Source organism: Psychrobacter proteolyticus, assembly GCF_039762275.1.
In the GTDB taxonomy this organism is placed as follows: domain Bacteria; phylum Pseudomonadota; class Gammaproteobacteria; order Pseudomonadales; family Moraxellaceae; genus Psychrobacter; species Psychrobacter proteolyticus_C.
This window is the reverse complement of sequence record NZ_JBDLOB010000009.1, coordinates 67686-81938: the sequence shown is the minus strand read 5'-3', so window position 1 is coordinate 81938 and position 14253 is coordinate 67686. Positions and strand designations below refer to the sequence as shown.

Genomic DNA, 14253 nt, shown 5'->3' with positions numbered 1-14253 from the left:
TTAGCTAACACATATATTTTTATCTCTTATTAAATTTTATATAGGTTTTATTCATGTCTGACCTTTTAGCATCTGACCTTCGCAGCCCCAACGCCCATAGTCCTAATGAAAGTGCTAGCCTAACTGAATGGCTCGATTATATGCAACAGATTCATGTATCTGCAATCGATATGGGATTGTCACGTGTGTTGCCTGTTGCAGATGCATTAGGCGTGGTGCAGTCAGCGAAAGATGACGCTTATGTATTTACTGTGGCAGGTACCAATGGCAAAGGCTCTACAACCGCTGTCATCGCCGAAATGTGTAAAGCCGCAGGTTATAAGACTGCACTATATCAGTCGCCACATCTTAGTGCTTTCAATGAGCGTGTACGTATCAATGGCGAGATGGTCAGCGACCAGACGCTGATTGAGGCTTTTAGCAAAGTAGAAGCAGCACGTTTACAGTGCGATTTGACGTTGTCGTTCTTTGAGATGACCACACTAGCAGCGTTATTGATATTCGCTGAAGCAGACTGTGACGTGTGGGTATTAGAAGTAGGGTTGGGTGGACGCCTAGATGTGGTCAATATTATTGATCCTGACATGGCAGTCATTACCAATATCGGCATCGATCACGTTGACTGGTTGGGTGACAATGTCGAGGATATTGGCCGTGAGAAAGCAGGTATCTTGCGCAAAGGCATTCCTCTGATTTATGGTGCTATTGAGATGCCAGCTAGCGTGCAACAATCCATCGATACCCAGCAGGCAACTTGTTATCAGATTGGACAAGATTTTAGCTACCGCGATATTGATGCAACGACTTGGCAATACAGTAATGCGGCGGTTACCTTACAACTACCACGTCCTGCGCTATCGTTAACTAACACTGCCAATGCACTATCAGCAGTATTAGCAAGTCCATTAGATGTGGATATCAATGCTATTGAGCAAGCACTACAAACTGTCAAATTAGGTGGTCGCTTCGATTATCGTGAAAGCCATAGTCGCCATTGGTTGTTTGATGTGGCGCATAATGAGCAAGGCGTTGAGTTCTTATTAGCGCAGCTATTACCGTTTTGGCAGCAGCATGTAGCCAAGCAAAGTAATCAAGATAGCTCAGCGAATATCCCTACACCAAAGATAAAAATGCTATTTTCTATGTTAGGTGATAAGGATATTGATAAAGTTGTGCAGCGCTTAACTCAAGCAGGCTTACCGATTAGTGATTGGTTTGTCGCTGAGATTGATTACCCTCGTGCCGCGACTACTGAACAGCTGCAAGATGTTTTGGTTAAATATGTTGATAGCACCAATATGTATGAGTTTGATGGTCTGCATACAGCGACCCATGCAGTGATAGAGGCGAGCCAGCCGCAAGATCTTATCGTCGTATGTGGCTCGTTTCATACGATTGGGGAAGCGTTAAGTGCCCTTAGCGTATGATAATTTAAGTTAAAGTAGTGCCTGTTTAATGTTAATCTTAGTCGTAGCCTCATAGCAGACAGCATGAAAAATATGCTTTATAATCAAAATGATTTGCCAGACCAGTAGAAGACGGTCGGCACAAATTTTGAACCCTGATGGCATTAACTGACAGTAACTGGCGGTAAGAGATCATGATTAAAGCGATTTGATATACTGCTTTGAGATAGTCGCTACGCCGCTCAATCAACCTTATTACCAACTAAGAGACGTAAACGGATGAACTTTTCGAGACAAGCCTTATTGGGCATTGGGATGATTATCGGCGGTAGCGTGATGCTATACGCCATGGTGCAACAGATTGGCGATAGCGACCAACCAGAGCCGATGTCAGCGATGGTCGACAAACTAAGCTCGGAGCAAGAGTCTCCGCAGCCGCTCACAACTGATATCGAGACAGAAAAACGTATCCTTGCGCAAAAGCAAAAAGAGCGTGCAGCCCGTGTTGCAGAGCAAGAAAAACGTGCAAAAGAGTTTTTGACAGAGCAAGAAGTTGCTGAGGCAGAAGCATTGGCTAAGGCACGTGCTGAGAGCCAGCAATATGTTGATAATAGTGCGCCAGCTACTGATGAAACCAGCAGTACAGAGTCTACAAAAGACGTTACTACAGATCTGACCGTTCAGCCTCGTACGGAGAGTCAGTCTACTACTGATACTACAAAGTCTAGCGAAGTCGAGAAGCAAAAAGCGGCTCAAGAGCAACAAGAAGCTCAAAGGCAAGCTGCTATCAAAGAGCAAGCGGCTGCCAAAAAACTTGCCGAGAGTAAAAAACAAGCGGAGGCAGAGAGACTAGCCGAAGCAAAAAAGCAGGCTGAAGCCCAAGCAGCGGCTGAGAGAAAAAGAGAAGCAGCTGAAGCGGCTAAAAGTGAGCCACCAAAATCGCCTTCTGAATACCAGATTAAGAAAGGTGATGGACTCATCAAACTGGCAAGACAGTATAATATGCCTGTAGAAGTATTGGCTCAAGCTAACAATCTATCGCCATCGGCAGCGCTACAACTGGGTCAAAGTATCACTATCCCATCGAGCAAACAGGTACAGCGTTTAGAGCGTGAAGCGGCAGCCGCTGAACAAGCACGTGAGAAGAAGCGTCAACAAGAAGAAGCCCTTGCGAAGAAATCTGCCGATGCAAAACGTGAAGCGCAGCAAAAACTGAGTGAAGCGCGTAAAGAAGTCAAAGAAACCGACGCTAAGGGTAGCTTTGGAGTGCAAGTAGCTCTAGCAAATGACCAAGCCAAAGCGGATGAGTTAGCGAAGAAGTTCCGAGCAGCAGGTTATCAAGTTAAGACAAGTGCGACTAGCCGCGGAGTTCGTGTCGTGGTTGGGCCTGAACGCGGCAAAGTCGCAGCATTGGCATTAAAAGATAAAATCAATAGTGACCCTAAAGTAAATACGACCAGCGCTTGGGTGCTTTACTGGCGTTAAGCTAGAGCGTTTCTAACGGTCTTGATTCGGCTTTTATCTACTTTATATGAAAACACGACAAATACTGTCGTGTTTTTTGTTTTATAGATTGCTGATTGGCGCTGCCTTAGTTAAGATGAGCGCCATTTTTATAATCCGTTGTTGTATAACCTGTCAGCCTATATAGGTTGCCTTGTGGTGATCGGCGCATTATTAATTGCTATCAATAATGACAATTAACCCATCACTCTCATACTGTATAAGGTAGAACCATGTCGTTTGGTGTTATATTTTTAGTATTGGCCGTTGGGTTTCTGGGGCTGATTACGTTACCGAAGCTATTAGCAAAACGCCCTGTCGTTGAGCCAGATCCAAAACCTGTGCGCGGTGATGAGTTGGCTATTTGGCCATTTGCGCCGATGCCGATTATGACCGATACGGAAGTGATATTTTTTAATAAGTTAAAAAATGCGCTGCCGGAGTATCACATATTTGTCCAAGTACAGCTGTCACGGATCATTGAAGCCAATAGTAGTGAGACATCAGAGCGTAGCTTTTGGTTCAATCGTATCTGCCGTCAGAGCGTTGACTATGTGATTGTGGATGTCGATGCTCAGACTACCTTGGTCGCTATCGAGCTTGATGACTGGACGCATAGTAGCAAAGCCCGCCAAAAAGCGGATGATAAAAAAGATAAGGCGCTTGCTAGTGCAGGTATTGCGATGGTGCGCTTCCATGCTGAGCGTATGCCGAGTGCCGATATGCTTAGATATGAGTTGATGCAAGTGATTGAGAGCTATTAAGCATTCTGTGAAAGCTGTCCGATTGTTAAGACCAGAATATTATCTAAGCAGTTTCATCTTAAAAGTTTAGGTTAGCTAAATTTATTCATCGATTTGGTCTGACTGCCTTGGATAAATAACGATTGGTCGATTACCTTCAAAATATAAACCTGTCTTAGGTAGCTCGCTATCTGACCAAACTATCGGCTGCTGCCGACTATCATAAGCATTTCGCTCATCATAAAAGTCGCGTTTGGTGAACCATTCAATATAATGCGCGGCTCGCAAAGCTGTAGTGTCAATCGTTGCAAGACCTGCCATGTCCCTCTTATCGCACCATTCGTGTATCGGAAAACTCGGCGTTAGCCAGTATGGCCAGTCACCATCACCGCAATCAGTTGTATTAATCGGTAAAAAGAATCGCCCTTTGATCACGCCATAACGCTTATCGATTTTTACTTGTCCGTGATTTTCTGTATCTACCCACACCGCTCGAAACTGCTTGGTTTGCATGTGCGTCATTTTGCGCTGTAGATTATCATTAGAGTTAATCCCAACCCAATTCACAGGCTCAAAAGGTGCTGACCCCATAAAAAACTTAATGGCTAGCTCCCAATGTTCAACCAGCTGTTCTGCATGGTTATACAAAATCAAATCCAGCTCACCAGTCGTCTGCTTGCCATTATAGAGCTGTACATTGCTAGCCAATGTCTCATACGGATGCAGCTTGCGTGCAAACCCATCCTCTAACCAAAATGACAATAAGCCTTCAAAATGAAAACCCAGACGATTGGGGCTAGGTCGTTTGAGTAAATAGCGAGTCAGCTCTTGATAGGCGGCAGTGGTGTCTAGCTCGGTTAATCGTCGCTCATACGCCTCAAATTGCGTCTGCCAAAATTGCGCGCTATGCACAGCAACGGTATGTGTATTTTGATGCGGTGCAAAGTCTAGCCACTGCGTCAAAACATTGGGACACGACAGTACATAAGCCAAATCACGCACATAAGGTCGGCGGTAACGTACCCAAGGTGCGTTATCTATGAGGCTATTAGATATGGGCTGATTGACAGGCTCGGACATAGGGTAAACCAGTGTAAAGATGTAGCATTTACCCTAACGGCTCGCTCTATAAAAGTCTATAGATGACAAGTATCCGCTAGGGCAGTGCTCAGTTTTTTGGCGCTAAAATATGATATTAATGTGATGAATATGAATGCTGATATCAGGCGGTGATAGCAAGTAAGGTAATAGAATGCTAACTACCGCTTTAAGTAGAGAGAGTTGCCATTTAGGCCGATATTGAAATGGCTTTTGTTTTGAATTAGTTGGAATGTGAATTTTCTGTTTCATGTGTCTAGCTCCATATTTACCGTAACTTGATTGCTACGGCTTATGGTTGCCATTTTATGAAGTAAGGTCATTCGATAGTTCTATATAGAAAATGGCAAGGTTCTATAGAACTTCATCAGCTTTCTTTAGCCATTTTGCAATGAAGTCTTTTTTAACTGACAGCTCTAGTCCCTCGGCTTTGGCTTGAATAAGCCTATTAAGTTCTCCATAAGGATCGGCTAGGTGCTCTTTATCATATTCAGCCATCTTAATAAGTGTGGTCACTAATACTTGCATAGAACCTACGCTTTTATGGTGTGTTGGCTCGTCATTAGCTGACTTGTCTTCTATTTCAGTTTTGGCTTGTGCTAGTTGGTTTTCAAGTTCGGCTACTTTGTCCTGTGCTTTGTTACGATAAGTAGTAAGCTGCGCTACTTGCTCCTGAAGTTCATTAATAATTTGTTTGTCACTCTTAAATCCTGTTTTTCGCTGTGGAAGATCTCCTCTTGATGCCATTGTAATAAGCTTATGAAAGTTATGAGCTTGTGAGTTCTCGCCATACTCATCTATTATAGACTGCTCTTGCTTGGCTCTTTCAGCCTCACTTACGACATTAGTGTCTATTAGTTTAAATGTTCTTATCCCGTCTTTAGGCTCTTTTGCTGTTACCATATCATCGCCAGTCACGCTATAATCTAGCGTCCTACCTTTCTCTAAAGGCAAGTTGAGCTTCTTTAAAAAGCCAATTTTCTGCAATTCTTCCAAACTATAATAAAAGTCTATTTCAATAGGCTCATAAAAATCTAAATCTGCATCATCATCTTCTAGGCAATCATCATAAAAAGAATTACAAAACATCATATAGTCGAGAAAGCCATCTTTTGCGATCTCATGAAATAGCGTACTGGTTTTATACTTACGATCAATATCGTTGCACGAGTAAATGCGGTAATGTCGGTCTATGTAATATTCGTTTACTAGCTCATCAAAATTGTTATACAGCAAAAAAGATACGATCTCTTGAATTGGCTCTCCTAGCTTATACGACATGAAACATAAGAAATCTTTTGGTGATATATAGCAGTTCGCTTTCTCTCTTGCTTCATCTAGTAATCCCACAATTCACACCTCTACACCCTTAAACCAAAGTAGGTACAAGGCAGTGCCAGCCTAAAGGTGTATGAACGGCTGGATTTCGATTACTTGTCATGCCTTGCAAGATTTTTATTATTGTTTGCTCAATCAAAACATCATACAATTACCAACCAAATTTAGCACAAAAAAAAGCCAACCATTGAAAACAATGGTTGGCTTTTCTCTTTACTGCTATGTTTGGTCGGAACGGCAGGATTTGAACCTGCGACCACTACACCCCCAGTGTAGTGCGCTACCAGACTGCGCTACGCCCCGAGTGACTGACTATTTTACGCAAAATTATGTATATTGCAAGGGCTATTTATAGCAGCCAAAATCTACAATATTATTCTGCCTAGCATAGTCAGTATAATCGCTTAGCAGCCAACGTTAACCCAATAATTCTTTTAGAATTTGGTTCACTTGCTGTGGGTTAGCACTGCCGCGACTGGCTTTCATGACCTGACCGACTAAACCGTTAAAGGCTTTTTCTTTACCGCCGCGATATTCCTCGACCATCGCTTCATTTTTTGCGATGACTTCTTCTACCATCGCTTTGATAGCGCCAGTATCGGTCTCTTGTTTGAGGCCTTTGTCTTTGATGATTTTATCTGCTGCATCATCGCCATCGCCGCCTTCGCGCTCGTATAGAGCACTAAAGACTTTCTTGGCCAGTTTGCCAGATAGCGTGTCGTCTTTGATACGTTTGAGCATGCCAGCCAATTGTTTGGCGCTGATAGGGGAGTCGATGATATCGGTGTCATCTTTGTTCAGGGCGCCGAGTAAGTCGCCCATGACCCAATTGCCAGCCATTTTGGCATCTTGCTGACCGACTTCAGCCACCACATCTTCGAAGTAGTCAGCAATTTGGCGACTACCAGTTAAGATACGAGCGTCATATTCTGACAGACCAAGTGCTTCTTCAAAGCGTGCGCGACGAGCAACTGGTAGCTCTGGCATCGCTGCTTTGATTGCATCAACCGTATGCTGCTCGATACGGACAGGTAGCAGGTCAGGATCAGGGAAGTAGCGATAGTCGTTAGCGTCTTCTTTGGTACGCATGGTACGCGTTTCATCACGCTCTGGATCATATAGCATCGTCGCTTGTACGACTTTGCCGCCATCTTCTAAGATATCGATTTGACGCTCGATTTCACGATTGATAGCACGCTCGATAAAGCGGAACGAGTTTAGGTTCTTTAGCTCAGTACGCGTACCAAGATCAGCGCCTGGCTTGCGCACAGAGACGTTACAGTCACAGCGGAATGAGCCTTCAGCCATCACTGCGTCTGAGATACCTAGCCACGTGACTAGCTGATGGATAGCTTTGATATAAGCAAGTGCTTCGTGGGCTGAGCGCATGTCTGGCTCAGAGACGATTTCGATCAGTGGCGTACCAGCACGGTTGAGATCGACACCTGTCATACCGTCGACTGCGTCATGGACAGATTTACCTGCATCTTCTTCTAGATGCGCGCGAGTGATACCCATACGTTTAGGGTATTCGTTCTTTTCGCCTTCGTTGACGACGACATCGATATAGCCTTCACCCACGATAGGATTGGCCATCTGGGTGATTTGATAGCCTTTAGGCAAGTCAGGGTAGAAGTAGTTTTTACGGTCAAACGTATTAAACAGACCCAGCTCAGCATTGACACCGATACCGAATTTTAGCGCGCGATCGACCACACCAGCATTTAACACTGGCAATACACCAGGCAAACCCAAATCGACGATGCTAGCTTGGCTGTTTGGCTCATGACCAAAGTCAGTCGCCGCACTTGAGAAGATCTTACTTTCCGTATTTAGCTGGCAGTGAATCTCGATACCGATGACCACTTCATAGCCATCGACGAATAGCTCTTTACGCACGGCGTGTTCACGGACGGCATTGTTATCAGTAGTAGCTGTACTCATTATACCGTCTCCTTTGCGATGGTAGAGTGTTGTAGATGATGGTCGGTATGCTGCTGAAACAGGTGCGCAGTCGTGAGCAATTGACTCTCTTGCCAGTGCTTACCGATTAATTGCAAGCCAATAGGTAGGCCTTCTGTCGTCAAACCAACTGGCTGACTGAGGGCAGGTAGACCTGCTAGATTGACCGCGATGGTATAAACGTCACCTAAATACATCGTTGCAGGATCTAGGTTGTCAGTAAGCTTATAAGCCGCAGTCGGTGCAGTTGGGCTAGCAATCACATCACAGCTAGCAAATGCTTCATCAAAGTCTTTAACGATTAAACGGCGAATCTTCTGTGCTTTAGTATAGTAAGCATCGAAGTAGCCAGCCGATAGCGCATAAGTCCCTGTCAAAATACGGCGCTGTACTTCAGGGCCAAAGCCTTCAGAGCGTGAGCGTGTGTATAGATCGATAAGATCCGTTGGATTCTCACAGCGATAGCCAAAACGTACGCCATCGAAGCGTGATAGGTTCGATGATGCTTCGGCAGGCGCTAGCATATAGTAAGTGGCAAGTGTGATCTCAGGATCAGTAATGTTCACTTCTACAATCGTTGCACCTAGCTCTTCGTATTTTTTGAGCGCGGCACGTGCTGCTTGCTCGACTTCGCTATCAAGCCCTGTACCAAAGTATTCTTTGGCCACACCAATACGCAAGCCAGCAAATGGCTTATCACCAGCAGCAGCTTGGGCATCATTGATGTCTTGTATGTAGTCAGGCATCTCGTACTTAATAGAAGTTGCATCGCGCGGATCATGACCAATCATTGGCTGTAGCAAGTAAGCACAATCTTTAGCGCTACGTCCCATGCTACCTGCTTGATCCAAACTTGAAGCGTAGGCAATCATACCAAAACGTGACACACGGCCATAAGTAGGCTTGATACCTGTTAGACCACAGAATGAAGCAGGCTGGCGAATAGAGCCACCCGTATCACTACCAGTAGCAACAGGAACAAAGCCTGCGGCAACAGCAGCAGCACTACCACCTGACGAGCCACCAGGGACGCGCTCTAGGTTCCAAGGGTTCTGTACCGTACCGTAGTATGAGCTACTGTTGTCTGAGCCCATCGCAAACTCATCCATATTGAGCTTACCTAAGCTAATCATGCCAGCTTTGTCGATGTTAGAGACGATAGTCGCGTCATATGGTGAGACAAAGTTATGTAGCATCTTTGAGCCACAAGTGGTCAGTACGCCTTGGGTACAAAAGATGTCTTTGTGCGCCATTGGTACGCCAAGTAGTGGACGCTGATCGCCCTGAGCACGCATCTCGTCTGCCGCTTTTGCTTGTGCGCGTGCTGTTTCAGAGGTATGAGTGATAAAGCTGTTAATTTTACCGTCTAGCGCATCGATGCGCTTGATGTAGTGTTCGGTTAATTCGGCGCTGCTAAATTGTTTGTTTTGCAAGCCAGTAATGAGCTGCTCGGTACTTAATAAATGAAGTTCAGACATAAGGTGTCGTCCGTCAAAATGTTAATAGCATAAAATAAAATAGGATAATGGCAAATGCGTGATTTTATTACTCAGCCACTATTATTCAATCACCTGAGGCACTAGATATAAGCCTTCTTCTACGGCAGGTGCGACTGACTGATTGCGCTCACGATTGATGTCGTGTTTTGCTACATCAGCACGCAGCTCTTGGCAAGCTTCATGGATATTGGCTAGTGGCTTGATGTCTGTAGTATCAACGTTAGACAGCGTATTCATCAATTTTAATACTTTACTGATATCATCAGCATAGCTATCGGCTGTACTTTCATCGACACCTAAGCGGGCAAGGTTGGCAACTTCTAGGATTTCTTCACGGCTGACGTTGCTGTCAGACGTTGCTGGCTGCTGAGACATAGTTTCTCCAGTTAAGGACAGTTTTTGTTAGAGTAGTTTACGAAAACGAAAATACGTAAGCGCTAAAATAGAAACAATTAAAATATAAACAAATAGTAAGTGGGCTTATTATAAAGCATCTGACTCAAGTTTACAGAGCATGACGCTTGATTGATGCACAATCTCAACCAAGAGGCTGAGTTGATAAAGATGTAATATTAAATAAGATATGGTGTCAGACAAGCCATAATGCCAATTAAGACACAATGATTTACAGAGAATTGCAAAACTGACCCCCTAATTCATCATTGTTCCTCAATTGCTCTCCAATTAGCTTCTAAAATACGTTACAGTATGCATCTGCTATTAAGCAAAACATTCATCTGCCTGTAGAGCCTTGTTAGTTATCAGATTAAATGATGTTTCATTGAGTTGAATGATATTCACTACTATTTCAAACTTTGTAACAACTTTTGGCGTCTAAGACAAAAATCCTTACTTACTGATGCAAATATCTATGTTTTTTTTGAGCTAAATCGGTATAATTTAGCTCAGTTTTTTCATTTCATCATTATTGCTTGGATTTTGACTTGTTGGGATGATTAACTGTTGCCACAAGTAATGTTTAACGACGACCTGCTCAACACTGACGAGTAACACCTCAGTCAATCTCATTCGCCTCATTCGTAAGACGCTGGATATATTAGTCATGAACCTGTTTGGATTTTTATCAAATAATATCGCTATCGACCTCGGTACTGCGAACACCCTAATTTTTATTCCTAATAAAGGCGTCGTGCTTGACGAGCCTACGGTGGTCGCGTTACGAAGCAATCGTACTCAGAACCCGACCGTCGCCGCTGTTGGTATCGATGCCAAGCAGATGCTAGGTCGTACGCCTGCGAACATCACAGCAATTCGCCCGTTGAAAGACGGTGTGATTGCTGATTTTGAAGTGACGCAAAAAATGCTTAAGCACTTTATCGCTAAAGTAAAAGCCAAGCGTTTTATGGCACAGCCTAACGTTGTGGTTTGTGTACCATGCAAGTCTACTCTAGTTGAGCGTAAGGCGATTCGTGAGGCAGTATCATCAGCAGGTGCGAGTAAAGTACTATTGCTAGAAGAGCCAATGGCTGCGGCAATCGGTGCTGGTATGCCAGTTCACGAAGCCAGTGGTTCTATGGTGGTGGACATCGGTGGTGGTACAACTGAGATTGCTGTTATCGCCCTGTCTGGTTGCGTATATGCTGAGTCAATTCGTATCGGTGGCGATATGTTTGATGAAGCGATCATCACCCATGTACGCCGTACGCATGGTTGTGTCATCGGTGAGACGACTGCTGAGCGCATCAAAAAAGAAGTCGGTTCTGCATTGAATGAAGACAGCCAACTAGAAGTAGAAGTTCGTGGTCGTAGCATGGCAGAAGGTGTGCCAAAGACCTTTACTGTCAATTCAGAAGAAGTGCAAAAAGCATTGACTGATCCATTGAGCGGTATTGTTAGCGCTGTAAAAGTAGCACTTGAGCAGACTCCGCCAGAGTTGTCATCAGATATCGCTGAGCGTGGTATTGTATTGACAGGTGGCGGCGCGCTATTACGTGACTTAGACAAACTTATCTCGCAAGAGACCGGTTTGCCAGTGACGGTAGCAGAAGACCCACTAACCTGCGTTAGTCGTGGCGGTGGTATCGCGCTTGATTTCATCAATAATAAAAGTTTAAACATGATTTTTGTTTAAGTCATCTTTATCCTTAGTTGCTATATAGTCTTGGCAATATATGATGATGTATGTGAATGATGAAACTATCAATATAGTCGGTTTAATAAAACTTGGATACAGGGAAGGCAAGCGAAAGTACTACAAATAGTAGGCTGAGCGTGACTGACACCGTATCCAATTTATAGAAAATTGACTATATATAAAATTAAAGGTAGCCGATTGTGCTACCTTTAATTGCATTCATTTGTGCTAGAACCCAATATCCTCGATAAACACTCATGCTGTAAATAAGTGCTATTGTTCATTTTAGAATCCTTAAATCAGACGACTTATGACTCCAAGTATTTTTGCTCGCCAGCCGTTATCACTTCGTAAGACTGTTATTGTATTGATAGCAGCCTTAATTTTGATGTGGTTTGATAGCAAAAACTCTGATTGGTTTAAGCCAGTACGTAGTACCAGTCATGCCGCCATGCAGCCAATCTATGAGCTGTCTCTATTACCAAGCTATGCCAAGCATTGGGCAGGTGGTAGTCTACAATCTAAAGAAGCACTGCGTCGCGAAAACATGCAGCTAAAGTCGCAATTGATACACGCGCATGCCAAGCTACAACAGCAAGATTATATTTTGGCACAGAACGCACGCCTGCAAGGTATATTATCTACCACCAAGCCTGAGCAGTTCGATCTTAATTTGGCGCAAGTCATCGGTACAGATACCAATTTGCTCAGACAGATTGTCGTGCTTAATAAAGGTGAGCAAGATGGCGTACAAGTTGGGCAAACGGTCATCGATGAAGACGGTGTATTAGGACAGATTATCAATGTCTATCCGAATACTAGCCGTCTGTTGTTGATTACAGATGAGCAGCAGTCAGTTGCGGTTACCGTTAAGCGTACTGGTCAGCGTGCTATCGTCACAGGCCAAGGTATCCCATCTTCATTAAGTCTCAATTACGTCTTCAAAACATCGGATGTGCGAGTAGGTGATGAGCTAGTGTCGTCAGGATTGGGCGGTCGTATTCCGGCAGGCTATCGAGTAGGGCGTATCGCGCATGTCAAAGACGAGCAAACCGATAACTTTAGAACGATCGAAGTTACTCCAGCAGCTAACTTTATTGACAATGCTTATGTATTAATACTTCAAGACAAGCTGCTAAATGAGAACAATGCTGCTGCTATTGCTCCATAGATAATGACGTAAGCCACGGTATTGACGGCTAATGAGCTGGCTTATTAATGTTTTAAAGCTTTCCATTTATGGTATTCACCTTGCCAATATCCAATCAACAATATAACAGCAACCATCAAACACTCGCTAAGGTAAGTACCCATGTCGTATCCTGATTCTGAGAATGCCACGGTACTATTGATAGTTGTGATTGTTCTAAGTTTCATCGCTGCATCATCACTCAATGTCTATCCATTAAGCCCAAGCATGGCCACACTGCGTCCCATGGTCATGATCATGGTGCTGATCTATTGGTTGCTGTTTCAGCCGCGCTATGTTGGCATTTTTACCGCATTTACGGTTGGACTGATTGCTGATTTATTGATGGATACCCATTTAGGACAGCAAGCGTTCGCCGCTGTTGTGGTTGCACTGGTTATCAAAATTACCAGTATCTACGTCAGACAGTTGAATACCGTTAGCGCGTGGTTAATTGCTAGTCTAGGGCTGATTGTCTTTCAGTTAAATCTATGGATATTACAGATGTTTATTCAAAACGTCTTTGTCGCCCAGTCTGCTTTGTCATTATTTATGAGTATCATTAGCTGGCCACTCGTGCTGTTTGCTTTACGCAATTTTTCGCGTTAATGAGTTACTAGCTATAGCTGTTACTCTGATTAACAGCTTAGCTTGCTCTGTCCATAATACTGTATGACCACACATACCATAAATTTATAAATAAAGAGAATATCGATGGATATCGTTTTAGCGTCTGGTTCTCCGCGTCGTCATGAGCTACTAGAAAGAGCGCAACTAAACTTTACTACCTTAAGTGTAGATATCGATGAGACGCCGTTGGATAATGAGTCGCCAACAGACTATATCGAACGCATGGTCGCAACCAAAGCTAATGCCGCGATACAACAATTAAGCGACACATCTCAAGTAAATCACGATAGCCTTACATCACCGTTTATTATTTTGACTTCTGATACTATTGGCGTGCTGTCAGATGGTAAGACAGTATTGGTCAAGCCCGTCGATCGTGAGCACGCATATAGTATGTGGCAGCGTATGTCTGATAACGTCCACGAAGTATGGACTGCCGTTCAAGCGACTCAAGTACAGCTATTGCCTAAAGTAGAGCAAAGCCCATCAGAACCTACACGGTGCTTGCAAATTATTAATCAGCAGCGAATCACTGAGCGTACGGAAGTGGCCTTTATACCACTGACGACACAGATGATGAGCGATTACTGGGACAGTGGCGAACCCGTTGATAAAGCAGGTGGATACGGCATTCAAGGACTGGGTGCTGCTTGGGTTAGTCGTATTAATGGCAGCTATACCAATGTCGTAGGTCTGCCACTGGCACAAACACTGGCACTAATCAAAGAAATGACAGAAGGCAGTATGGACATAGTCAACCCGTTATAATGGGATATGCACATAATGACAC

13 protein-coding genes and 1 tRNA gene are annotated in these 14253 nt (G+C 44.0%); 7 read left to right on the top strand and 7 right to left on the bottom strand.

The annotated features are described in order from the left end of the window. The first annotated feature begins 53 nt into the window (after nt 1-53). From folC to ABFV72_RS12325, 3 genes are all read left to right on the top strand, one after another. On the top strand, nt 54-1427 hold the full coding sequence (folC, locus tag ABFV72_RS12335; protein WP_347163959.1) for a bifunctional tetrahydrofolate synthase/dihydrofolate synthase: 1374 nt from the start codon (nt 54-56) through the stop codon (nt 1425-1427). Nucleotides 1428-1685: 258 nt separating this feature from the next. Next, nucleotides 1686-2891: an SPOR and LysM peptidoglycan-binding domain-containing protein gene (locus ABFV72_RS12330; RefSeq protein WP_347163958.1), complete on the top strand. Its 1206-nt coding sequence runs from the start codon at nt 1686-1688 to the stop codon at nt 2889-2891. 251 nt (nt 2892-3142) lie between these two features. Further along, nucleotides 3143-3673, top strand: a complete 531-nt coding sequence (locus tag ABFV72_RS12325; RefSeq protein WP_347163956.1) for a DUF2726 domain-containing protein — start codon at nt 3143-3145, stop codon at nt 3671-3673. An 81-nt stretch (nt 3674-3754) separates the two neighbouring features. Here the strand turns inward: ABFV72_RS12325 and ABFV72_RS12320 are convergent, their stop codons facing one another. The 7 genes from ABFV72_RS12320 to ABFV72_RS12290 form a co-directional block, all read right to left on the bottom strand. Further along, nucleotides 3755-4732 carry a DUF1853 family protein gene (locus tag ABFV72_RS12320; RefSeq protein WP_347163954.1) on the bottom strand — a complete coding sequence of 326 codons (978 nt, stop codon included), beginning with the start codon at nt 4730-4732 and terminating at the stop codon, nt 3755-3757. A gap of 372 nt (nt 4733-5104) precedes the next feature. After that, a complete protein-coding gene (locus ABFV72_RS12315) occupies nt 5105-6100 on the bottom strand; it encodes a hypothetical protein (RefSeq protein WP_347163953.1) in 996 nt (331 codons plus the stop codon). A 214-nt stretch (nt 6101-6314) separates the two neighbouring features. After that, a tRNA-Pro gene (locus tag ABFV72_RS12310) sits at nt 6315-6391 on the bottom strand. Between the two features lie 114 nt (nt 6392-6505). Further along, nucleotides 6506-8032: an Asp-tRNA(Asn)/Glu-tRNA(Gln) amidotransferase subunit GatB gene (gene gatB, locus ABFV72_RS12305; RefSeq protein ID WP_347163951.1), complete on the bottom strand. Its 1527-nt coding sequence runs from the start codon at nt 8030-8032 to the stop codon at nt 6506-6508. Continuing rightward, nucleotides 8032-9528, bottom strand: a complete 1497-nt coding sequence (gene gatA / locus ABFV72_RS12300; RefSeq protein ID WP_347163949.1) for an Asp-tRNA(Asn)/Glu-tRNA(Gln) amidotransferase subunit GatA — start codon at nt 9526-9528, stop codon at nt 8032-8034. The genes gatB and gatA overlap by 1 nt, the downstream gene beginning before the upstream one ends. An 81-nt stretch (nt 9529-9609) precedes the next feature. Further along, nucleotides 9610-9924 (bottom strand): Asp-tRNA(Asn)/Glu-tRNA(Gln) amidotransferase subunit GatC, encoded by a 315-nt coding sequence (gene gatC / locus ABFV72_RS12295; RefSeq protein WP_057758683.1) that lies wholly within the window; start codon nt 9922-9924, stop codon nt 9610-9612. A 525-nt stretch (nt 9925-10449) separates the two neighbouring features. Further along, nucleotides 10450-10578: a hypothetical protein gene (locus ABFV72_RS12290; protein WP_347163947.1), complete on the bottom strand. Its 129-nt coding sequence runs from the start codon at nt 10576-10578 to the stop codon at nt 10450-10452. Nucleotides 10579-10603: 25 nt separating this feature from the next. On the opposite strand from ABFV72_RS12290, the gene ABFV72_RS12285 reads away from it, so the two are divergent. From ABFV72_RS12285 to ABFV72_RS12270, 4 genes are all read left to right on the top strand, one after another. Continuing rightward, nucleotides 10604-11641, top strand: coding sequence for a rod shape-determining protein (locus ABFV72_RS12285; RefSeq protein WP_057758685.1), 1038 nt, complete (start codon nt 10604-10606; stop codon nt 11639-11641). A gap of 313 nt (nt 11642-11954) precedes the next feature. After that, nucleotides 11955-12815, top strand: a complete 861-nt coding sequence (mreC, locus tag ABFV72_RS12280; RefSeq protein WP_102077941.1) for a rod shape-determining protein MreC — start codon at nt 11955-11957, stop codon at nt 12813-12815. Between the two features lie 141 nt (nt 12816-12956). Continuing rightward, nucleotides 12957-13442 (top strand): rod shape-determining protein MreD, encoded by a 486-nt coding sequence (gene mreD, locus ABFV72_RS12275; RefSeq protein WP_347163945.1) that lies wholly within the window; start codon nt 12957-12959, stop codon nt 13440-13442. Nucleotides 13443-13547: 105 nt separating this feature from the next. Then, on the top strand, nt 13548-14231 hold the full coding sequence (locus tag ABFV72_RS12270) for a Maf family protein (protein WP_347163944.1): 684 nt from the start codon (nt 13548-13550) through the stop codon (nt 14229-14231). Nucleotides 14232-14253: the final 22 nt, after the last annotated feature.